We start from the raw sequence: 22,912 nt of genomic DNA, 5'->3' as shown, positions 1-22,912 counted from the left end.
ATGACAATAACAACTGAAACATGGCTTGGCGCACTGGAAAATGAACTGCAGAGCAATATCCTCAGCTTCTGGACAAAGCACACGCTGGATGAGGAGCACGGCGGGTTCGTTGGCGAGATTGATAATCAGATGAAGGTTATTCCCGGAGCCGAGAAAAGCCTGGTGCTTAATGCGCGGATTCTCTGGACCTTTGCGACAGCTTACCGGACCTATGGCTCGGCCGAATACCTGGGTATGGCTGAACGGGCCTACAGTTACCTGCTTGAGCACTTTTTGGATAAGGAGTACGGCGGATTGTACTGGATGGTCGATGCGTCAGGGTCCCCTTCCCAGCTCAAGAAGCAGGTATATGGACAGGCTTTTGCCATCTATGCCCTGGCCGAATTCCATCATGCCACCGGCAACGCGGAAGCGCTGGATCTAGCGATTGAGGTATTCCGTGCTTTAGAGAAGTACAGCTATGATTCTGTTTATAAAGGATATATCGAAGCCCTGTCCCGCGAGTGGGAGGTTACGGATGAGCTGTCGCTCAGCGACAAGGATATGAATGAGAAAAAATCGATGAATACCCATCTGCATGTGCTTGAAGGCTACACCGGTCTCTACCGGGTATGGAAGTCCGAGGAGCTGCGGGTCAAGCTGGCCGAGCTGATTGATACGATGCTTGTCCATATTATCGATGATCAGGATCAGCATTTCCACTTATTCCTTGATGAAGAGTGGAATGTAAAATCAGATATCACCTCCTACGGCCACGATATTGAAGGCAGCTGGCTGCTGGTGGAAGCGGCAGAGGTACTTGGGGATGAGGAACTGCTGGAGCGTGTGCGCAAGGTTGCTGTTACTATGGCTGAAGCCGTGCTGGCCGAAGGCATCGACAAGGACGGCGGCATCTGGAACGAGGCTGACACGAACGGCCTGCTGAACGAAGAGAAGGACTGGTGGCCGCAGGCGGAAGCAATGGTAGGCTTCTATAATGCTTATCAGCTGACACAGGACACCCGTTTCCTGGATGCCTCTGCAGCCGTATGGACGTTCATCGACCGTTACATGGTTGACCATGAGCTTGGTGAATGGTACTGGGCGGTAGACGAGCATCTGCAGCCGCTCGTCCATGCACCCAAGGTCAGCGCCTGGAAATGCCCATATCATAACGGCAGAGCCTGCTTTGAGATGATCGGACGGCTGCAGGCTGCTGTAAAGGAGACTCATTAATGACAGCCTTATTCGAAGAACGCAAAGCACAGCTGACACAGCGTTATGAGGAACTGCTTGCTCGTACGAATGAGAAGCTACCTTTCGGCAACGGGATTTATGACCGCTATCGTTACCCGCTGCTGACCGCAGAGCATGCTCCGCTGATCTGGCGTTATGATTTCAACCCTGAGACTAATCCTTATTTTGCCGAGCGCATCGGTGTTAACGGCGTGTTCAATCCCGGAGCCATCGAGCTGGACGGCAGGTTCTACATTATTGCCCGGGTTGAAGGCAATGACCGCAAATCGTTTTTTGCTGTCGCCGAAAGTGACAGCGGTGTGGACGGCTTCCGCTTCTGGGATCATCCGGTTGTGCTGCCTGAGACAGAAGAGCCGGACGTCAATGTCTATGACATGCGGCTTACGAAGCATGAAGATGGCTGGATCTACGGCCTGTTCTGCACCGAGCGCAAGGACCCGGCTGCCCCGCACGGCGACCTGTCCAGTGCCGTGGCACAGTGCGGCATCGCCCGCACCCGGGACCTGAAGAGCTGGGAGCGCCTGGCTGATCTCAAAACCGGTTCGGCCCAGCAGCGTAACGTCGTGCTGCATCCCGAATTCGTAGACGGCATGTATGCCTTCTACACCCGTCCGCAGGACGGCTTCATCGACGCCGGCTCCGGCGGCGGCATCGGCTGGGGCCTGTCTGAATCCATCGAGAACGCGGTAATCGGGCGCGAGACGATTATTGACCAGCGCTATTATCATACGGTCAAGGAAGTGAAGAACGGCCAGGGCCCGGCTCCAATCAAAACCCCGCGCGGCTGGCTTCATATTGCCCACGGTGTACGCAATACCGCTGCCGGCCTGCGCTATGTGCTTTATGTCTTCCTGTCCGACCTGAATGAGCCGAACAAGGTCACCCATGCTCCAGGAGGTCACTTTATTGCACCCGAAGGCGAAGAGCGCGTCGGCGATGTGTCTAACGTAGTGTTCTGCAATGGTGTAATTGCCCGTGATAACGGGGAAATCTACATCTACTATGCCTCCTCCGACACCCGTGTGCATGTAGCAACCACTACAGTCGACCAGATGCTTGACTATGTGCTGAACACACCGGAAGATCCGCTGCGCTCCTATGCCTGCGTTCAGCAGCGCATAGCTTTGATTGACCGTAATTTGCAGCTGTAACTTATCAGCTCTAGATTTAAGAAGGCGGGTGCCTGCAGAACGTATTGCTTCTGCAGGCATCCGCCTTTTGTGTGAGTAACGCAGTGAAACGGCGGGCATAGCAGCTGCAGGACGATCCAGTCAGAATTTAGTTGGAATTTAGACATCTAATTCAGCCATAATACCCTTTATGCGTTCATTAGTTGGATTTTCGCCACCTATTTCGGTTCAAAAGTCTCTAAAGTCATAAATCCGGTGCGATTAAGTGACCTTCTTCCAACTAATCCATCATTTCCGCTATTAATTAGTAAAATAAGTGACAAAAATCCACCTAATTCCAAATCTCAGCCTGCTTTCAGCTGTAACTGTTAAGCAGCAGCTCCTTAATTGCCGCTATTACCAGCTCTGGTCTATGTATCTGAATGGAATGCGGGCTGTCTTCGGCAACGATCTGCCGTGTCCGCGCCGTCAGCCCGGCAAGCGACCTCTGCCCCTTGCTCCATTCCCCGCCACGCGTTCCTGAGCTCAAGACGATTACCGGTAAAGCTTCACTCAACATGGGGGCATTCTGAAGCTCCCTGGCACTCTGCTCCGACTGCAGCAGCTCCCTGTACAATGTTTTATAGGCCCCGCTGCGGTACCTGATCGCTCCAGCCTGCTTGTGGAGGGATTTAGGCAGTCTGCGGGCACCGAGCGGCCTCCGAAGCAAGCGGAGCAAGCCTGTCGGAGATAGCAGATAGCCCAGCCTGGCCTGCCGCCTGTTAGATTTACGCTGCTGTCTGCGTACAGGGCTCATGCCCTCCGGCAGATAAAAGCTGACAGGTGTTGCATCCACCAGTAACAAGCCCTCCACCTCCTCCGGATACAGAGCTGCAAATAAACTCATAATCATACCGCCGTACGAATGCCCGGCCAGCACATACGGAGGCCTTACATCCAGGCTTTTCAAAAGCAACCGCAGCTCCCGGACATAGCCGCCGCAGGTCGCCGGTCCGTCCGCTCTTCCGCTCCAGCCCATGCCTGCACGGTCATAGGATATTACCGTGGCCATTCTGGCGATTTCCGGCTGAACCAAGGCCCAGTCAAGCGAGGTACCGCCCATGCCGGCCTCTAAAATGACGGCCGGGCATCCACCTCCTGCGACCTGTACATGGAGGCTGCCTTGAGCTGTGGCCACCCTCTTGCCGGACGGCTTGCTGGCATGCTTATCCCAAAGTGTCAATAAAGCCTGGGTGCACGTAAAGGGAGCCGCAAACCCGGCAATCAGCACGCGCAGCGCCTTCTCAGCTACAGGTATTTCTGTCACACCTATCCCTCCTCTTAATTGTAATCAATGCCCAAAGTATAAGCCGGGCTCTCAAAACCAAAAAGAGAAAGAATACAGCGGTGTTTTCCTGTTTTCTAAACAGGGTACAATGAAAGCAGCACCTAATACAGTAATTACGAGGAGGGCAATTTATGAAACCGCGGATTACCGTTATCACCCTGGGAGTGGATGATCTGGAGCGGTCGGTGGCGTTCTACCGGGACGGGCTGGGGCTGCCGACAGAGGGGATTATCGGAACGGAGTTTGAACACGGGGCCGTAGCTTTTTTTGAGCTGCAGGGCGGCCTCAGGCTGGCCCTGTGGAAGCGCAGCGATCTGGCTCATGACAGCACGCTATCCCAAACACCGGCCAGTCCGACTGAGTTTTCATTGGCCCACAATGCAGGCAGCCGGGATGAAGTGGACCAGCTTATGGGCGAAGCGCAAAAAGCAGGCGCGGTCATTACCGTACCTGCCCGCGATACCTTTTATGGAGGGTATGCCGGTTATTTTCAGGACCCTGACGGGCATTTGTGGGAGATTGCCTGGAACCCTGCGTGGGAGCAGCCGGAGTAGCTATAGCTTAGACTAACAAACAGCATCCTTCCCGGCGGCATATCATACTTGGTCCACAGTATGATATGCCGCCGGAGTGTTATGCGGAATGAACACTCTATGCTCCGCCGATCAGTCTGCATCCGTACTACTTATATCCTCCCCGTCATCCCCCTGCACTTTGGCGCCTAGTCCGGCGGCAAGCTCAAGCATTTTTCCGATTACAAAATCATCTGCAGCCGACACCGTGATCCGCCCGGGTAATATGCACATCATAGCTCATCCGTCTATTCACCCCTATCCGAATTCACCTGCGGCTCAGCCACGGAATCCCGGTGGACAATATCTGCTGCGATCAGAATCTTCTCCAGCGGTGAAGCCGGGCTGTTGATCCGGCTGAGGAGCTTCTCGACAGCAGCCCGGCCCATGGCTTCTTTGGGTACATGGACCGTAGTGAGCGGCGGTATGCCTCTGACAGCATCATCAATGTTATCAAAGCCGGTCACGGAAATATCCTCCGGAACAGACAAGCCTTCCTCCTTCAGTGCATTGCATACCGTAAGTGCAATAAAATCATTACCGCACAGCAGCGCGGTCGGCACCGTTCCTGCCTGCTTCTGTTTCATCAGCCACTGCCGGAATTCCTCCTGCAGCACAATCGAATCCATGCCTTCCTGCAGCAGCAGCTCATCATCGCCGGCTTGAGGCTTCAGCCCGCCTTCTTCAAGCGCACTGCGGAAGCCGATCCAGCGGTCCCTGAAGCTGCGCGAATAACGGATCGGGCCGATAAAATGCTGTCTTGTATGGCCGATTCCCAGCAGGTGATTGCTCAGCCTCGCCATCGAGTCCATGTTGTTTGCAAATACAGTGTCGCTTGGAATCAGCGGGTCCTCATGATCAATCAGCACCATCGGCAGACCGATCCGGTGAACCTCCAGCAGCAGCGAAGTCGAAATCGTACCTACACCGACCAGGCCAAGCAGACCGCCAGGATTCAGAATATTGACGAAATTATCGGCCCGGTGCTCCGAGACGATAACCATCCCCAGCCCCTGTTCATCCAGAGCAAGGGCAATGCCGTCTACAATTTTGCCCCAGTACAGTGAGTCCTGTGTCTGCGAACGGATATTAGGCATCAGCACCAGCACCGACTGCTTGTTGCGGTCGCTGCCGGCTGTTTGGGCGGAGCGCTTCGTATTTTGCATATAGGCATTTTTTTGCGTGAAATAACCAAGCTGTGAGGCTGCCTGAATGACTCTTTCTCTTGTCGTTTCATTTACACCCTCTTTGCCGGACAGGGATTTGGAAACGACGAACTTGGATACTCCGAGATGGTCTGCTATGATCTGCATTGTAACTTTTTTGGCCATATGTATTCCTCCAGCTGTTGGTTCTGTTATCATAACTTTTACCTAACAAAAATAATTATACTTGCCGTTTCCCCGATACACAAGAAAAAGCCCCGAAATCAAAACAGGCCGGTTCTCCGCTAAGGAAGAACCGGCCTGACAGCATACCCACCAGAACAGATAAGGTTAGATTGTAAACAGCGACAGCTTGTCCTTCAGCTGGTTCGAAGCAACCTCCAGCTTGCCGGACAGGGACACGAGCTGATCGCTCACATTCTGCTGCTCGCTGCTGAGTGAAGCCACCTCTTCGGAAGTAGCTGACGATTGCTGTGCCACTGCGCTTACATTGCCCATCGCGTCGGACAGCACACCCTGTGAATGGCTGAGGCTGCCGATTGCGCTTGTAACGGACTCCAGGCTGGCTATGAAATCCTCCATTTGCGCCTGTACAGAGACAAAGATATCACTTGTGCTTTTGACAGAAGTCATTTGCTCCTTGAAGAGCGGCGCCACCTCGGACAGCTCCTCTACAGTTCCGTTCATCTCGGTAACAATATTATCAATAATACCGGCTACCAGAGCTATCGACTGCTTGGACTGATCTGCCAGCTGCCGGACTTCCCCTGCGACCACCATAAATCCGCGGCCTGCCTCGCCTGCTCTCGCAGCCTCAATAGTAGCATTCAAGGAGAGGATATTGGTCTGCTGTGTAATATTCTTCATGACATCCAGTACTTTAACGACAGAATATACGGTATCCTTCAGATTGTTGACCCGTGACACGAGTGCGCCTGTCTTCTCGCCGATAAGGCCGGTCTTCTCCAGCAGGGCCTCCAGCTGCTTCGCCCCGTGTCCGCTGGCTTCGCCAACCGTATGCGCCGCTTCATCCATTGCTGCATTGGCGGCGATCACACTCTGCATCTGCGTGCCGATCAGATCAGTCAGCTCATTGCCGCGCTCCGCCTCTAGTGCCAGGCTGCCCGCACCGCCGGCAATCTCTTCAGTGGCTGCAGCGATTTCCTTGGCGGAAATAGCGGTTTTGCGGGAAGCCCCGCCAAGCTCACCTGCAGTCTCCAGTACCTCGCGTGCTGTATCGTTGGTCTGTGCCACCAGATCGGTAATCCGTTCCATCATTAAATTGAACGAAGCCGACAGCTGGCCAATTTCATCCTTGGATGCAAATTCGGTGCGAACACTCAGGTCGCCCTTTGCCCCTTGAACCATCAGATTTTTCAGGCGGGCCAGCGGCTGGGCGATCATCCGCACCATCCAGAAGCCCAGCAATACGGCAAGCAGAGCTGCTACTAATGCAGCCATATAGGTAGTGAACAGAATCGGCTCAGCCGCCTTCACCAGTTCGCCTGTCGGAATAATGCCGGTAAGCTTCCAGTCCGCCTTGCCGAGTGTGCTGAATACCGCCAGTACTTCATTGCCTTCAGCATCCTTGGCTTCCCGGCTGTTATTCGCTGCTTTACTCTCCTTGATAAAGCTGAACGCAGAAGCCACACCGTCATCAGCAGAAACGGAGGAGGCGATAACGATGCCGTCCGGATCAACCAGCTGAATCCGCGAGCCCTCGCCGAGTGAGACACTTTTAAAGGCATCCTCAAGCAGTGAATTCTTCAGCTCCAGCATCAGGACAAAACCGGAGCCGGAGCCCATTGTTTTCAAGGATCTTACCATGGCAACATTTTTGCCGCTTGTTCCCTGCACAGCGGTTGAGAACCAGTAGTTCTGCTGGGGTTCAGCATCTTGCGTATAATATGAGGTGTATTCAGTAGTCCGTTCTACTACTGTTTTGAACCAATCCTGGTCTCTGATTCCATCCATTTTGAGACTGGAATTTCCGCTGGAAATTACAGTTTCCTCTGCATTGGTCGGAATTAGCGAGATCGCCACAATGTTGGAATCTGTAGTTGTCTGGCTGGACAGCTTCTTGCTGATTGCATCGGTAGCAACGAATTTGTCGTAGTTGGACTCTGCTGACATTAAAGCGGTCAAATCGCTTTGCATCTTAGTATCAAAATACAATTGAAGCGCCAGGTTTTCATACTGGTTAAGCATGATGTCCAGCTTGTCCGAGGTCTGGAGAATCGTCTGCCTGTTGGCCTCTGACACGTTATCTTTAATCGTAGTCTTAGCCTTGTTATAGGACAAGAGTCCCAAAAGAAGGACTACAACCACGATAGAGGAGAGGAAGATTAGGAACAGCTTGACCCCTACTGACCGGATCGGGTTCACTCTCTTTACCTGACGGACAGAGCCGTTTAGCAGCCCTTTAAAGCTTAAATCCGCCATTTTCAGCTTACTCTTGTCTTTCTCCGGCTGTTTTGACCCCTTTGTCGAATCCGGGCTGTTTTTCTGCTCTTTGGCTGCTTTTTTATTGTTCTCTCTCACTTTTACCCTTCTCCCCTTCTGATTTATCTCTCTGTTCTCCTGCTCGGGAATCCCCATGCAATCACCTGCCAGTTAGAATAGAAGATGTATGTAAGCGTTCCCCATATATATCGGCTGATTAGGACAAAATACTTAGGATTCTCAAGAAATTCCCTGAGCACTTTTTATAAGATTTTGAATTTATGTAAAAAAAGGACACCCTGCAAGCAGGGCGCCCTCCGTTCAAGCCAAAGCTGTTATTTTCTCTTACGCATCATATCAAAATAGGCAACCGGCTGATCCACCTTCATGCGCACCTTTTGCAGCGGGTGACGGGCGGCATCCAGCGGATTTCCTGCTTCATCCCACAGCTCGCCGACGATCTGCTTGAAGAATGTATTGTCAGGGCCGAAGAATTCAACTTCCTGTCCCGGCTTAAAGTGATTACGCTGCTGTACAAGCGCCATACCGCTCTGCGCATCATATTCCAGCACCAGTCCGGCGAAATCATACGGCGCCGCTTTTTCCTCCGGCTCATAAATATGATCTTCATGGTCCGGCGTATCGTAAAAGAACCCTGTGTTCAGCGGACGGTTCGCCGCCTTATGCAGCTCTTCCAGCCACTCCGGCTTCAGCACGTAATTCTCCGGATCCGCCATATAGGAATCAATCGCCTTGCGGTAAGCATTCACAACTGTGGCTACATAGTGGATTGACTTCATCCGGCCTTCAATCTTGAAGCTGTCGATGCCGACCTCGATCAGGTCAGGAATGCTCTCCAGCATGCACAGGTCCTTGGAGCCCATGGTGAACGGGTTATCCTCAGGCTGATGCAGCGGCAGCTGGGTTACTCCCGGTAAAAGATGCTGCGGCGGAGCAGCTTCAGCCTGATCCTCTTCCGACACCCAGGTTCCTTCCGGACGGCCGTCCTCGAACAGGTCATACTTCCAGCGGCAGGACTGGCAGCAGCCCCCGCGGTTTGAGTCACGGTCCGTAAAATGGTTGGACAGCACGCAGCGTCCGGAATACGAGGAGCACATCGCGCCGTGAATAAAGCTTTCGATTTCGATATCGACATGCTTTTTGATTTCGGCGATTTCCTCCAGGCTGGTCTCACGGCCCAGTACGACACGCGGCAGCCCTTCTTCCTTCCAGAAGGATACCGCCTGCCAGTTCAGCGTAGACTGCTGGGTGCTGAGATGCACTTCCAGCCCAGGCACCAGGCGGCGCGCGGTATCGACGATGGCCGGATCGGCTACGATAATAGCGGCAATTCCCGCCTCATACAGGTTACGCAGGTATTCTTCAATCCCGGCGATATCTTCGTTGTGGGCATAGATGTTGGTAGCGACAAATACCTTTGCCCCGTATTTTTTGGCAAATTCAACACCCTCGCGCATCTCTTCGAAGCTGAAGTTGTCAGCCCCGGAGCGCAGGCCGTATTTCTGTCCTCCGATATATACTGCATCCGCACCATAGTGCACGGCGAATTTCAATTTTTCCAGGTTACCCGCCGGAGCCAGGAGCTCCGGTTTGTCCAGACGGTAACGCTTGCCCTTGTATTGGGGCTTGGTCATGGTACCCATTGTGTTCTCCCCTCCATATCTTTGCTGTATTAAAATAAACCGGAAATCTAACCTTCGGGATATGACCGTAACTGCGAAAAGCGTTTGGACTTCCGGCCACTGTTATGTTTGGATTTCCTGATTAAAACCGCTACACGCGGTAAAAATCCAAACATAGCTTATGCTTACGTAGCCAGCTTTCCTTCGGAAAACTCTCAGGCGGACGCATTCGCTCCTACAGTTCCAAACCTTTCCTCCGTTACTATTATCCTTAAGGTAAGCTACAAGTTCATATAAAAGCAGCAAATCATTGCCTTATTTTATTGCCCTAAAAGATTGATTAATAGACCTGCTCTTTGTAGAAGAAGCCGAACGACAGGTCACGCTCAGGGTCCTGCAGCGCACGGATGTCCTCCATCCACGACTCATCAAATTCATAGCCCTGCGGGTCCTGTGCATACAGGTCCACCGCACGACGGAAAGTCTTAACAACAGCCACATTATAAGCAATTGGCTTCAGCAGGCCTTCAATCTTGAGGCTATGCACTCCGGCAGCAAGCAGGAGATGCAGATCCTCAAGAATACAGACATCGTCAGAGCTCATAATGTGCGTTCCGTTGATATCCTCGTAGATCGGGAATTTCTCTTCCTGGCGCTCCGCTTCAATCAGGAACAGGCCGCGGTCCTTGCCTAGATTACCGTCTGGGACCGGACGTCCCTGATGGGCCATGTAGCTGGCTACCAGCCCGCGCTTGGAATGATAAATATTGGTCATCCCGTGCACCTGCACCTGGGCTTCCACCTCAAGCAACGGTACCATTTCGGTAATCTCATCCATATTCAGCTCACGGGCCAGCACGACCCGCGAAGCCCCTTTGCGGCCCCAGTAGTTGGCCGTATAGTAATTCGTCGAGGTCATCTCGGCATTCCAGTGCAGCCGCAGCTCCGGCGCCTCGGACTTTACTGCAGCCAGCACAGCCGGGTCACCGAATTCAATTCCGTCAATGCCAAGCTGCCCGATTGCCTTCACGTAGGCGGGAAGCTCGTCCAGCAGCCGGTTGGACATCAGTCCCCCCAAGCTTGCATATACCTTACGCCCCATGCCATGGGCCAGTTCTATTACTGCAGCTGTCTCATCCAGCGTAAAATGGCCGGCCAGCCGCATTCCAAAGCGGTCGTCTCCGATCAACAGCGCATCCGCTCCCGCATTCAGTAATGCGCGCGCTTCTTCCAGGGATGCCGCTGTTACCAGCAGCTCCGGTTTGTTCATCATGTTGCATCCTCCTGCCTTGCGGAACATCAAACCGCAGTAATCTCTATTTTAATAGGTTACGGCGCAGTTTGTTCACTTTTTTTAATATTGGCTAAATGTTCCTCGTATGTTTTGCCGAACAGATGACCTTGTGTGCCGTCCTTTTTGGTCACATAGAAGTAATATTCCGATGCTTCCGGAGCAAGCGCAGCCTGGATCGAGGCTAAGCCCGGACTTGCGATGGGCCCCGGCGGCAGACCAGGATTCCTGTACGTATTGAACGGGCTGTCCACTTCAAGATCCTTGTACAGCAGCCGTTCCTTCTGTTTATCCAGCAGATATTGGACGGTAGCGTCGATCTCCAGGTTCTGGCCTTTATTCAGCCTGTTATAGATAACGCCGGCCACAAGCGGCCGCTCGTCGTCGACAACAACCTCGCGCTCCACCAGTGATGCCACGGTCAGCAGCTCATGCAATGTTATCTTACGCTCTGTCAGCTGCTGCTTCCAGTCTGGAATGCTGTCCAGCTTCTTCTCCAGCTGCTCCAGCAGCGCCTCAACAACCTCCTGCGGGGTACTGTCCTTGAGCAGTTCATATGTTTCAGGGAACAGGTAACCCTCCAGACGATGCCGCACTTCAGTACCGGAAGGAACCTCCAGCCTGTCCGCTGCAGCCAGCCCCGCGCCCGAATCTATAAGTTCAAGAAATACCTCCGGCTTCTGGCCCCAGGCCTCAGCCAGCTTATCCGCCACCTGCTTCGCGGTATATCCTTCCGGAATGGTGAAGATAACCGTCTCTTTCTTCACAACATCGCCTGCATTCAGCCGGGCAATCAGGTTGTCATACGTATCGCCTGGGCTTGCAGTATAGGTACCGGCCATGAAACCGGACCCTTCCTTAACCCATCTCAGATAACCCTTGAAAAATAAAGCGTTACGGATAATGCCGTTCTCCTGAAGCAGATCAGCAATTTCCGAGCTGCCCATCCCCTTCTCTACCGTGAACGTAACGGCTGGTCCTGCAGGCTCGACCGGCTGCATTCCATTCCAGATATACCAAGCGCCTCCTCCTGCTGCAAGGACCAGCACAAGGATTACGATCAATATGGCGCGGATTGCGGATTTCAAATGGAATTCCTCACTTTCCGACTATATAGTATAGAATTGTATTATCTCAAATTCAACATATATTTTTTTTAGAGACTGTCAGGCAGCATTTTTTTACGGCCCACCAAGCAAAAAGAGCGCGGAAAAATTCCGCCCTCTTCCTTGCCCAGCATGGATGTTGCATATCTTGAACAGCATTTATTCCGTGACATCAGCAGGAAAGGTCAGCTCGTCGTACAACTCGGAGATATCTTCCCACTCTTCATCGTCAACGATACTCTCCAGCTCCGGCACACCGTCAGGTGAAACCACGATCCGCAGAATCTCCTTCTCCGCGTTTTTACCGGAACCGGCCAATACCGCATATGCGCGGCCACCGACCTCAAATTCGGCGACAATATTGTAAACGGAAGACCGGCCCTGCTCATCTTCCAGTTCTACTGTTTCTCCATAGGCTTCCTTGAGCTTGGATGTCCATACCGCTTGTTCAGCGGAAAAATCAGTCATTCTCTGCTCCCCCGTCAAGCTCGTCTACAAGCGTATTGAAGGTCTCCTCTACAATAGCCCACTCTTCGTCATTCTCGATCATGAAGAGCTGAAGATCGTCGCCGTCTTCCTCATAGCGGAACGCATATACCTCGTCGCTATCCTCATCCTCGGAATCCAGCGGCACCACCATCATATACTTTGCATCCGAACCGTCGACTTCAAACTTCATGATGACCTCAAATTCCTCTTCATTACCTTCCTCATCGGGAATATAGATAATTTCCGGTTCTTCTTCTTGGCCAATCTGTTCGTTTGTCATAATAGCGCACCCCTCACCTTTTACTGTTAGCATCCAAAAAATTTTGCAAAATCAGGGCTGCGGCCATTTTGTCCACAATCCCTTTGCGTTTCTTCCGGCTGACGTCCCCTTCAATCAGCATCCGCTCAGCGGATACCGTCGTCAGACGCTCATCCCAAAGGTGTACGGGTATTTCGAGTTCCTCCCGCAGCTGACCGGCAAACTCTATACAGATTTCACCGCGGGGTCCAACTGAGCCGTTCATATTCTTCGGCAGGCCAACCACGATTTCACCAATCTCATGCTCCTTGACCAGCTCACGGATGCGCGCAAACTCATTGCCGTTACCGCGGCGTTCAATGGTCTCCAGAGCCTGGGCGGTCCACCCGAAAATATCACTTGTGGCGACACCGATTCTGCGGTCGCCGTAATCCAGTCCCAGCTTCTTCATCATCTCGGCTGATCCACCCGATGATTTGCCAGGTAGAAACGGACCAGTTCCTCAATCAGCTCATCACGTTCTTTTCTCCGGACCAAACTTCTCGCATTGTTGTGGCGCGGAATGTAAGCCGGATCTCCGGAAAGAAGATACCCTACGATCTGGTTGATCGGATGATATTCTTTCTCCACCAGCGCGTCGTATACGGCGAGCAGAATTTCCTGGGGAGAAGCTTCCTTTTCGTCGCCCTTCACATTGAATTTAACCGTTTTGTCCATGGAGTCCATCTGTGACACCTTCCTTCTGCAAAATCACCCTCAGAGGGCGGCTTCGCATAGTTGCTGCTGTACAGCTCACTTGCTGACCTCATCATAACATATTCATGCCCTGCCTTGGAAATCCTGCCTCTGAGATAGCGCTTTTTTTGGCATTTTGTCTACAAATATATAGATATTTTTGGTTTTTAAGCTATTGCATAACCGCTTTCAGGGCGAATATTCGCTAAAATACACGCCTCCCCGCTCAATAAAGCAGCGGTACTGATATGAGGCTCTCAGTACCGCTGGGCATATTTATATGAGAGGATAGCTGCCATGCTGGCAGCCGGGCTTCGATGCTTAACCCTGTGCAGCTACAAGCTCTTCGGCTTTGGCAAGTGCCTCAGACAGCTTGGAGGCATCCTTCCCTCCGGCCTGAGCCATATCCGGACGTCCGCCGCCGCCGCCGCCGCATACTGCAGCAACTTCCTTAACCAGCTTGCCGGCATGGAAGCCTTGCTTAACCAGTCCCTGCGGTACAGACACGACAAAGTTCACCTTGTCGTCCATCGCTGCGCCGAGCACTAGAATAGCATCCGGCAGCTTGGCTTTCAGCTCATCGGCAGTGGAGCGCAGCGCGTCCATGCTGCCTGCCTGAACAGCGACAGCAAGCAGCTGTGTGCCGTTGCCTACAGTCTTCACGCTTCCGGTCAGCTCGGCAGCAAAGGTTGCACTCAGCTTCGACTGCAGCGATTCGTTCTCGCGGGAAACCTCGCGCACCTGTGCATGCAGCGCTTCGATCCGCTTAGGAACATCATTCAGCGACGATTTCAGCAGGCCTGCAGCCTGCTTCAACAGATCCAGCTGGCCTTCAGTGAACTGGTAAGCGTAACGGCCGGTCACAGCTTCGATCCGGCGTACACCGGAGCCGATGCCGCTCTCGCTGACCAGCTTGAAGATTCCGATCTGCGAAGTGTTGCCGACGTGAATACCGCCGCACAGCTCAAGGCTGTAATCGCCAACCTGCACGACACGGACGATGTTGCCGTATTTTTCGCCGAAGAGTGCCATTGCGCCCATAGCTTTGGCTTCGTCAATCGGCTTGTTCTCAATGACCACATCCAGGCCGCGCCAGATCTGCGCATTCACCCGGTGTTCAATATCGCTCAGCTCTTCCGGTGTAATGGCACCGAAATGCGAGAAGTCAAAACGCAGGCGAGCGCCTTCCACCAGGGAACCAGCCTGATTCACATGGCCGCCCAGCACTTCCTTCAGCGCCTTATGCAGCAGGTGGGTTGCTGTATGGTTCTTCACAATGTCTTCACGCTCGGCGCGGTTCACTTCTGCGCGTACGCTCTCGCCGACCTTCAGCTCTCCTGCTTCAACCGTTACAAGGTGTACATGCTGTCCGTGAGGAGCCTTGAACAGGCCTGTTACTTTTGCTGTAACAGATCCGCCGGTCAGAAGACCGGTGTCACTCACCTGACCGCCGCTTTCGGCGTAGAACGGAGTCGCTTCCAGCACAACCTGGCAATCAGCACCTTCGCTGACGGAGTCAACAAGCTCACCGTCTACAACAATAGCAAGGATTTTGGACTCTGCTACCGTGTCATTATATCCAACAAATTCACTTTTAACCGTCAGCTCGGCAAGTGCACCGCCCTGGATTTTCATACTGGCATTGTCCTGGCGGGCTGCTCTTGCCCGGTCGCGCTGCTCCTGCATTGCTGCATCGAAGCCTTCGCGGTCAACAGCCAGCCCCTGCTCGGATGCAAAATCCTCAGTCAGGTCAAACGGGAAGCCGTAAGTATCATAGAGCTTGAACGCATCTACGCCGGCAATTACGCTCAGGCCGTCAGCTTTGGCTTTGGCCGAAATATCACCAAGGATAGCCAGGCCGTCAGACAAGGTTTCGTGGAAACGCTCCTCTTCCAGACGAATGATTTTGGCGATATATTCGCGGTTCTCCACAACGGACGGATAGTATACGCCCATCACTTCGCCGACCGTTTCAGTCAGCTCATGCAGGAACGGACGGTCAAGGCCGAGAGTTTTGCCGTAACGCACTGCGCGGCGGAGCAGACGGCGGATAATGTAACCGCGGCCTTCATTGGAAGGAAGCACACCGTCACCAACAGCAAACGTCACAGTACGAACATGGTCAGCAATGACCTTCAGGGCGATATCCTGCTCCAGGTTCTCTTTGTATTTCACTCCGGCCAGGCCGGCCGTCTTCTGGATTACAGGCTGGAACAGATCCGTATCGAAGTTGGAATCCACATCCTGCAGAATGGAAGTCAGACGCTCCAGACCTGCACCGGTATCAATGTTCTTGTTGGGAAGCGGCGTGTAGCTGCCGTCCTTGTTGTGGTTGAACTGGGAGAATACAAGGTTCCATACTTCCAGCCAGCGTTCATTTTCGCCGCCCGGATACATTTCCGGATCACTCATGTCACTGCCGTAAGCTTCACCGCGGTCATAGAAAATCTCCGAGCAAGGTCCGCAAGGGCCTTCGCCGATATCCCAGAAGTTCTCATCGCCCAGCTTGATGATGCGTTCAGCAGGCAGGCCTACTTTTTCATTCCACAGCTTGAATGCTTCTTCGTCCTCAGCGTATACGGTAACGGAAATGCGGTCGCCATCAAAGCCGATCCACTCTTTACCGGTCAGGAATTCCCAGGCCCAGGTAATGGCTTCTTCCTTGAAATAATCGCCGATCGAGAAGTTCCCCAGCATTTCGAAGAACGTGTGGTGACGGCGTGTTTTGCCGACGTTCTCAATATCATTGGTACGGATACATTTCTGCGAGTTGGTCAGGCGCGGATTCTCAGGAATCTCACGACCGTCAAAGTATGCCTTCAGCGGCGCCATACCGGCGTTAATCCACAAAAGGGACGGATCGTTGTGCGGAACGAGCGATGCGCTTGGTTCGATTTTGTGGCCCTTGCTCTCAAAAAACTGCAGCCATTTGGAACGGATTTCACTTGCTTTCATCATGTACAGCCCCCGTCTTAGTATTAATCTGCATCCGGCATTACGCCGGAATACACAAAAACGCCCCTGAATAAATTCAGGGACGATGATTATCGCGGTACCACCCTGGTTATCGCCTTGACCGTGATATACACGGACACCTGCAGACGATCGCCTTGTCGCGGCTGTTAACGGGCGCCCCCGGCGGGATTTCCCCGCACTCCGAAATCAGCTTTCCGCCGGTCTGTCTTCCGGGTTCTCACAGCCATTACGAGCGATTCGTAACGGAACCCGTTCTCTGGGGGAGCCATGCTCCGGCGTACTTCATTTCATCAATGTTTTATCCGATTTGCATTTAACATTTCAAGTATAGCCAGCGGCAGGGGTTGTGTCAATCATTGGCGGGATAGCTTACCATATTCCAACGAAAACTGCCAAAAAGCCACCAGCTTTGATCACTTCCAGACATTGCAATTTAAATAGTTTACCGCAACCCTGGTAACTGATGTAAGTCCCGCTTTATTCCACATAAAGGTAGAATTTGTAGAATTGACATTGTATAATTTTATTATTAGTGAGTCAATAAGACAGAAAACAGAATCCTTTTTAGAGAAGGGGTTATGGTATGGCTGATTCAAAGCCGAGTTTATTTATCGGATCATCTTCTGAAGCAAAACCCTATGCTATAGCTGTAATGCGCGAGTTACAACGTTACGCTGAAGTAACTCCTTGGTTTTCTAATGTTTTTAAAGTAAACAATGCAACTATGGATGATTTAGAAACTCAAGTAGACCATAATGATTTTGCTGTTTTTGTTTTCGCCCCTGATGATATTGTCGACTTTCGAGGTAAAACGGTATTAGCACCAAGAGACAATACCATCTTTGAGATGGGCTTATTCTGGGGGCGTTTAAGAAGGGAACGAGTATTCTACATTGTTCCACTTGAATCAAAGAGAACATATCAGGGTTCTGAGGTTAATGAATTCCACATCCCTTCTGATCTGCATGGCCTAACCTTCATTACATATGATGCAAGTTTGGGAAATAAAGATGCCGCAGTAGTAACTGCCTGTGACTCTATCCGGCAAAAAATAGACGAACACGGTACGTTTGTAAATCCGGCACATCTATCATTAATTAGTTTTCTGACACAGTTCAGTAAAGATCTCCTTTCAGAGCCGGTACGCAAATACGATTTTTTATATGAAGCGATCAGGACTGCTTACGATCCCAGCAGTCTTGCCAGTGCCAAAGTTTCCGGTGCCGCTGTTTGGGCAGTAGAAGGGACAGATGGAATTAAACAGGTTGCAGGAAACGTAGGGCGAGGGAAATTTTATAGTTTTAAAGACTATAGATCAAAGAGTGCTACAAAACCTTTAGTAATCGATGTATATTTAACCGGAACAGAGCAAGCTATGTTATATAACAAAACTGGCGTTGCGAGTGTATATTTACTATGCTATCCTGTTGGTAAGGAATTAGTCCTTACTATTCATCTCACGATTAACGGAGGAGTAGCGACTACACGCATTGCAAGCTTAATGGATGAGAATGAAGGGCTAATGAGTTCAATCCACTATATTTTTGGAGGTGAAGTAACATGAACAGAAAAAACATCCGAAAGGTCAGCCAGAAGGGTTCTGTTCAAGGAACAGGCATCTCAAGTAAGGTTGAGATTGAAAGGGTATTAGCACCTACTTTAGGTCCAGGAAAAGATACTGCAGGTATCGTTGTTTTAAAAAGGAAAGCTGAGTATAAACGTCCTGCAATGCTAGGTTAATTCTACCGACATTCTGTAATTTATATGATTTATAATAAATGAAAGAGTCAGGAACAATTCTGACTCTTTTTTTCTTATGATCTTGGAAGCTATAGAGCCAGGCCTAGTTAATTTTAATATTGAGACTATAAATCAAAAGGATCCGCACAGATGAGACTGTGTGGATCCTTTTGATCAATCACTGGTATATAAACATGCTAATAATTACGCAAATATTAACCGGAAAAATGGAGCGTATCGTTGTAAGTGCCTACAAGCCCCAAATCCGGTACACAATCACCGCCGCTTCCGCGCGGGTGAGCGTGTCACCGGGTGCAAGCAGGCCGTTCTTACCGGCGATGATACCGGCTTCAACCAGCAAGGATACGCTATCGGCGGCATATCCGGCGACTTGCGCGGCATCCGGATATGCATTCAGGCTGCCGCTGCTGCCTGCCGCAGATTTGCCCGCTGCTGCCAGCGCGCGCGCTGCGATCACCATCATTTCCTGACGGCTGATCGGATTGTCCGGACGGACGGTACCGTCCGCGTAGCCGTCAATGATACCAAGCTGCTGTGCTATAGCTAGCCCGTTGCTGTAGTATATACCGTCCGGGACATCACTGAATCCGGCAGCAGCCGGGCCGGTTCCCTTCAGCTCAAGCGCTCTGACGAGCATCGTGATAAAGTCAGCCCGCTTCACGGGTGCTGCCGGAGAGAAGCTGCCCGCTGCGGTTCCCTGAACGATGCCGCGCGCAGCCAGGGCTGTAATAGCCTCCTTGGCCCAGGACAGCTTCTCCAGCTCTGAGAAGCTCACTGGATTATAAGCAGCTGCAAAGGTGCCGGACCCGGCAATATGGAACACAAGCGATCCGCTAGCTGTATCATAACGGCTGCTCGGGATGGCAGCCAGGCTGCCCGTGCTGCCTAGCTGACCTGCTATGAGCGCTGCCGTATTACTAAGCTGCGCCGCAGCGGGAGTGTAAGGGATCGAAACCTTTACCGGAACGTCCGGGCTGCCCAAGGCAACCTCTTTGGCGCCTGCCGTCAGGCTCAGGGCAATAACCGGTCCTGCACCGATAAGCGTGCGGGCTTTGGCATCCAGGCCGTCCTTGGAGGCCTGTTTTATATGGAACACTACATACTCCGTGTCTGCCGCGGCACCGGATAGTAGTTCACCCGGAACTTCAATTACGGCTGCTGCCGTCTTCACTAGCAGCACAAAGCTCTTCTGCCCTTTCAGGCTTTGCGAAGGAAGCTGTACCTCATAGGCGGTCGGCTCTCCTTGCTTAGCCAGCTCGATAATGACCCGTTTACGCCCGTCAATCCCAGGCAGTGCCTGTTCAAGGGCCTTCGTCAGGTTATCGGCAGAAACGGCCGCTTTAACCTCGCCGCCGGTGCCGGTAACCTCCGCTTTGAGCGTCACCACACCATCCTTGCTCTCCAAAACAGCAGGCTTCGGCGTAGCAGTAGTGCTGCCCGTACCGCCTGGAATCGCAGCCGGCGGAGTAGCTGTCGGTGTTGGTGTTGGCGTCGGTGTTGGCGTCGGCGGCGTCGGTGTCGGAGTAGGCGTAACTGCCGGAGCGTCAGGCTTGCCCGTGAGCGTAAGCACGCCGTATACCGAGGTATCCTGATACCCGTTGCCGGTAGTATCATTCCATGCGGCTACACTTTGCCGCGCGCCATCCTTCGCATCATTGATCTGCACGTCGAAGCCGAGCTTCTTAGCGTTGGCCGGTGTAACGCTGGTAAGCGGTATTTTCACTTCAACCGTGTAATTGGTTCCTGATACTTGGGTTGCAGAGGCGAACCCTGCCGCAATCCTGTCGGGATTAAAGGTACTTTCGTTATCAAAATTAACCCGGAACTGGCCGTCATCGTCCTGGTAGAACGAGGTCTTCCCGTTATTCTGATCCACGAAAATCTCAACCGAATCCTGCTCCCAGACATTCGCGCTCACCTTATCCAGCTGCGCGTCGCTGACCTGAACCAGCACGTACAGATTCTGGTCATCCCATAGGACTTTGGCTATGCCGCTTGCCCCCTGCCACGCCAGCTGGTAGCGGTTAACCTGCATCTCGGGTACACCTGCCCAGAGCGCATCTACTGTACCGTCAATGACCGGTGTCCCATAGACCGCATTAGATACATTCGCGTCCGTCGTATCCGGCTGATGCTCGGCGATATATTTTACCGGATCGATAACCCCGTAATATGCCGGCTTGGCCTGCAGGCTCTTGTCGAACAGCAGCGGATTGGATGAGGCTCTCCAGCTCGTATTGTCATCCATGCCCCAGAAGGTGACCCGTGCAATATTCGCAGCATGTTCCTTGTAGAGGCTCATAAGCTGGGCGTACAGATAACCTTGGGCATCGGCCAGCTTTTCTGACAGCTCATAGTTGCTGCCTGCCTGAATATCAAGCTCGGTGACGCTCACCTCCACACCAAGAGAGATGAATTTTTCCAGCGACAGTCTGACATTCTCAGGATTGGTGTTTACGTTGTAGTGCGCCTGCATGCCGACACCGTCGATCAGCATTTTGCCGGGATGATTAAGCGCATACTTATCGTTGAGTGCTTTTACCATGTTATAAATGGCCTGGGCTTTATTCTGATTGTCCTCATTATAATCATTGTAATAGAGCTTAATGTCCCACTCCGGATGCTCATCCAGCACTTCCCTTGCCGCCAGAAAAGCCTGCTCGACGTAATCTGCTCCGATTGCGGTTTTCCATGGGGCCTGGCGCAGCGACGACTCCCAGTCGGCCGGATTCCCCGGATTGTCATTCATCGCCTCATTCACGACATCCCAGGAGATTACCTTATCCCCGAAATGCTCCATTACGGTACGGATATGGGTCCGCAGATTTACAAGGGCCTCTTCCCTGCTCAAAGGGACGGTATTGCCCTCCGCATCCTTGGACGTATTCATCCATACCGGCGACTGCTGGTGCCAGACCAGAACATGACCGTGCATCTGCATGCCTTCCGCCAGCACTTTGTCGACCATCGCATCCGCTGCGGTAAAGGTAAACTCACCCTTCACATTCTGCAGCCCATCCGGCTTCATCGCATTGCCCGCCGTAGCCACATTATGATGCATCTCCAGCAGCTCCAGCCGTACCCCTTCCAGATCCTCGGCCGTAATGGCATTTCCGATCAGAAAATCATCCAGATACGCATTCTTCAGCGGAACCAGATCCTTCTGGATAGCAACCGGTCCTGTGCCCGTAGGTTCAAAGCTGATATCGTCAATGTAAAAGGAGGCTGCAGCGTTATTCGAGCTCTCCACGTAGATTGTCAGATATTCGCCGCCGACGCTATTGTAACGGTAGCTGCCCTCAAATTTAACCCAGCCGTCAGCAGCGCTGATGGTTTTGGGAGAAAGCGCGACATAATTGGCGCTGCTGCCGTTGCCTACCTGAGTAGACAGCTGAAGCTGGGAGCTGGCCGGATCGATCAGCTTGACCCAGGCGGAGATCAGATATTCGCTGCCTTTGTCCACATATTTCTCCACATGCAGCGCCGGCCCGTGCCAGGTTGAGGTGCGTCCCCCCACCTTCAGGGCATAGGAGCCGTCTGCGGTATGGTTCGCTTCATCCGTGACCGTCAGCGTTTCATTGCCTGATCTGCCGGTAAAACCGCCTGCCGTCTGATCCTCAAAAGTAACCGTACTGAACGGCAGCGCAGGGTCTCTTACTGGCTCTTCCCCTCCGCCAGTGGCTGCTTTACCGGTAATCAGGACGTCCCCGATATAGAACGGGACCGTCTTGCCGGCCTCATTGGAATTAATGCGCAGCGCCTGATCCTTGGACGTGTCCGCAATGAATTCCCTGGTCAGTGTAGCCGACTTGCCGGCAACATAGGCTGCTTCGGCATAATTTCCGTAGCTGTTTACAGTCTGCAGTGCAGCCTTTGCCCCTTCGGGCAGAAAGACTGCAGCATCAACATAAACCACCGCAGTTACTGTATACGTCTCCCCGTTAACGAGCCCGAGGTCGCTGAATTTAAAATCTGCAGCATCCCAGTTGTTCGCTCTGTTGCTTACATACAGGGCTGCTCCATCAGCGTTGCCGTCAAATGGCATGCCGGTAACTGCCGCCAGGCTGGCCCCGCCGGATTGGCCGGCTTTGCCTGCCCCATCGGCAAAGGTTTCATGATAAACGGTTGTCAATTCCGGTTGGGCGGCCTCTGCAGACTGGGATGCCTGAGCTGCCGGAGCAATCCAGCCAAGCGGCAGCAGCAGACTGGCCGCTAATACTGTGGAGAAGATTCGCTTGAACATTCTACTCATGCATTGCACTCCTCTTTTTATGAATTTGTTCCTGCTCTTTAAGTTAAGCGCTTACAAATATCTTTTGAACAGCCCCCCTTCTCATGCAAAATCGTAGCACACCCGCAAAATCACTGTCTTTCTTCAAACTAAAGATGATACCGTACTTTTTATATAACATTTGAGTCAGCAGGTGGATCTGTGCTTATACGCGCTGCACGATATACGCACTGCACGATGTATGGATAACGGCCGCTAATCTAATTAAGTTGAAAAATGACCACTAATCCTTGCTGCGACTATAGTAAAGACCATCTAATTGGAAAAGGGTATGCTAATTTCCGGTTTTGGGCCTGAAGCAGGCGATGAAGCGGAATTAAGTGTCCATTATCCAACTAAACCGAAAAAATACTGAGAAAAAGCAGAATTAGGTGTCGAAAATCAAACTAAATGTTCAGCAGCAACTGTTCCAGCGGAAATGTATCACAAAACACTGCAAAAAGCCGTATAACCTAAGGTTATACAGCTTCCACTTAAAGCATCACTCT

Annotated in this window: 18 protein-coding genes; 5 read left to right on the top strand and 13 right to left on the bottom strand. The window is 52.2% G+C overall.

Annotated features, from left to right (window positions below):
* A complete protein-coding gene (locus tag R70723_RS08685; RefSeq protein WP_039871401.1) occupies positions 1–1,215 on the top strand; it encodes an AGE family epimerase/isomerase in 1,215 nt (404 codons plus the stop codon).
* Entirely contained in the window at positions 1,215–2,387 is a 1,173-nt protein-coding gene (locus R70723_RS08680; RefSeq protein WP_039871400.1) for a glycoside hydrolase family 130 protein, read from the top strand. Before R70723_RS08685 ends, R70723_RS08680 begins: the two co-directional genes overlap by 1 nt.
* Before the next feature lie 334 nt (positions 2,388–2,721).
* Here the strand turns inward: R70723_RS08680 and R70723_RS08675 are convergent, their stop codons facing one another.
* Positions 2,722–3,672 carry an alpha/beta hydrolase gene (locus R70723_RS08675; protein ID WP_052421237.1) on the bottom strand — a complete coding sequence of 317 codons (951 nt, stop codon included), beginning with the start codon at positions 3,670–3,672 and terminating at the stop codon, positions 2,722–2,724.
* Positions 3,673–3,824: 152 nt separating this feature from the next.
* Here R70723_RS08675 and R70723_RS08670 point away from each other — a divergent pair, with 152 nt between their 5' ends.
* Positions 3,825–4,247, top strand: a complete 423-nt coding sequence (locus R70723_RS08670) for a VOC family protein (protein WP_039871399.1) — start codon at positions 3,825–3,827, stop codon at positions 4,245–4,247.
* Between the two features lie 111 nt (positions 4,248–4,358).
* Here R70723_RS08670 and R70723_RS33350 read toward each other — a convergent pair whose 3' ends face one another.
* From R70723_RS33350 to alaS, 11 genes are all read right to left on the bottom strand, one after another.
* The gene (locus R70723_RS33350; RefSeq protein ID WP_156123797.1) at positions 4,359–4,502 is read right to left on the bottom strand and encodes a hypothetical protein; all 144 of its coding nucleotides are present in this window, start codon (positions 4,500–4,502) and stop codon (positions 4,359–4,361) included.
* Between the two features lie 11 nt (positions 4,503–4,513).
* Positions 4,514–5,596: a LacI family DNA-binding transcriptional regulator gene (locus R70723_RS08665; RefSeq protein WP_039871398.1), complete on the bottom strand. Its 1,083-nt coding sequence runs from the start codon at positions 5,594–5,596 to the stop codon at positions 4,514–4,516.
* A 165-nt stretch (positions 5,597–5,761) separates the two neighbouring features.
* The gene (locus R70723_RS08660) at positions 5,762–7,972 is read right to left on the bottom strand and encodes a methyl-accepting chemotaxis protein (RefSeq protein WP_231574849.1); all 2,211 of its coding nucleotides are present in this window, start codon (positions 7,970–7,972) and stop codon (positions 5,762–5,764) included.
* A gap of 236 nt (positions 7,973–8,208) precedes the next feature.
* On the bottom strand, positions 8,209–9,537 hold the full coding sequence (locus R70723_RS08655) for a peptidase U32 family protein (protein ID WP_039871397.1): 1,329 nt from the start codon (positions 9,535–9,537) through the stop codon (positions 8,209–8,211).
* A gap of 319 nt (positions 9,538–9,856) precedes the next feature.
* Entirely contained in the window at positions 9,857–10,789 is a 933-nt protein-coding gene (locus R70723_RS08650) for a peptidase U32 family protein (RefSeq protein WP_039871396.1), read from the bottom strand.
* 56 nt (positions 10,790–10,845) lie between these two features.
* Positions 10,846–11,895, bottom strand: coding sequence for an endolytic transglycosylase MltG (gene mltG / locus R70723_RS08645; RefSeq protein WP_231574848.1), 1,050 nt, complete (start codon positions 11,893–11,895; stop codon positions 10,846–10,848).
* A gap of 177 nt (positions 11,896–12,072) precedes the next feature.
* Complete coding sequence (locus R70723_RS08640) at positions 12,073–12,381, bottom strand: DUF1292 domain-containing protein (RefSeq protein WP_039871395.1); 309 nt, start codon at positions 12,379–12,381, stop codon at positions 12,073–12,075.
* Positions 12,374–12,682, bottom strand: coding sequence for a DUF1292 domain-containing protein (locus R70723_RS08635; RefSeq protein ID WP_039871393.1), 309 nt, complete (start codon positions 12,680–12,682; stop codon positions 12,374–12,376). Before R70723_RS08635 ends, R70723_RS08640 begins: the two co-directional genes overlap by 8 nt.
* Before the next feature lie 13 nt (positions 12,683–12,695).
* Positions 12,696–13,112: a Holliday junction resolvase RuvX gene (gene ruvX, locus R70723_RS08630; protein ID WP_179088043.1), complete on the bottom strand. Its 417-nt coding sequence runs from the start codon at positions 13,110–13,112 to the stop codon at positions 12,696–12,698.
* On the bottom strand, positions 13,112–13,387 hold the full coding sequence (locus R70723_RS08625; protein WP_039871391.1) for an IreB family regulatory phosphoprotein: 276 nt from the start codon (positions 13,385–13,387) through the stop codon (positions 13,112–13,114). Before R70723_RS08625 ends, ruvX begins: the two co-directional genes overlap by 1 nt.
* 330 nt (positions 13,388–13,717) lie before the next feature.
* Positions 13,718–16,351, bottom strand: coding sequence for an alanine--tRNA ligase (gene alaS / locus R70723_RS08620; protein WP_039878457.1), 2,634 nt, complete (start codon positions 16,349–16,351; stop codon positions 13,718–13,720).
* 604 nt (positions 16,352–16,955) lie between these two features.
* On the opposite strand from alaS, the gene R70723_RS08615 reads away from it, so the two are divergent.
* Together R70723_RS08615 and R70723_RS08610 are read left to right on the top strand one after the other, a co-directional pair.
* Positions 16,956–17,936, top strand: a complete 981-nt coding sequence (locus R70723_RS08615) for a nucleotide-binding protein (RefSeq protein ID WP_039871390.1) — start codon at positions 16,956–16,958, stop codon at positions 17,934–17,936.
* Entirely contained in the window at positions 17,933–18,112 is a 180-nt protein-coding gene (locus R70723_RS08610) for a hypothetical protein (RefSeq protein ID WP_039871389.1), read from the top strand. Before R70723_RS08615 ends, R70723_RS08610 begins: the two co-directional genes overlap by 4 nt.
* A gap of 250 nt (positions 18,113–18,362) precedes the next feature.
* Here R70723_RS08610 and R70723_RS08605 read toward each other — a convergent pair whose 3' ends face one another.
* Positions 18,363–22,385, bottom strand: a complete 4,023-nt coding sequence (locus R70723_RS08605; RefSeq protein WP_039871388.1) for a glycoside hydrolase family 10 protein — start codon at positions 22,383–22,385, stop codon at positions 18,363–18,365.
* Positions 22,386–22,912 lie beyond the last annotated feature (527 nt).

Origin of the sequence: Paenibacillus sp. FSL R7-0273, assembly GCF_000758625.1 — a bacterium.
Classification (GTDB): Bacteria; Bacillota; Bacilli; order Paenibacillales; family Paenibacillaceae; genus Paenibacillus_AQ.
This window is presented reverse-complemented; position numbering and strand designations above follow the sequence as displayed.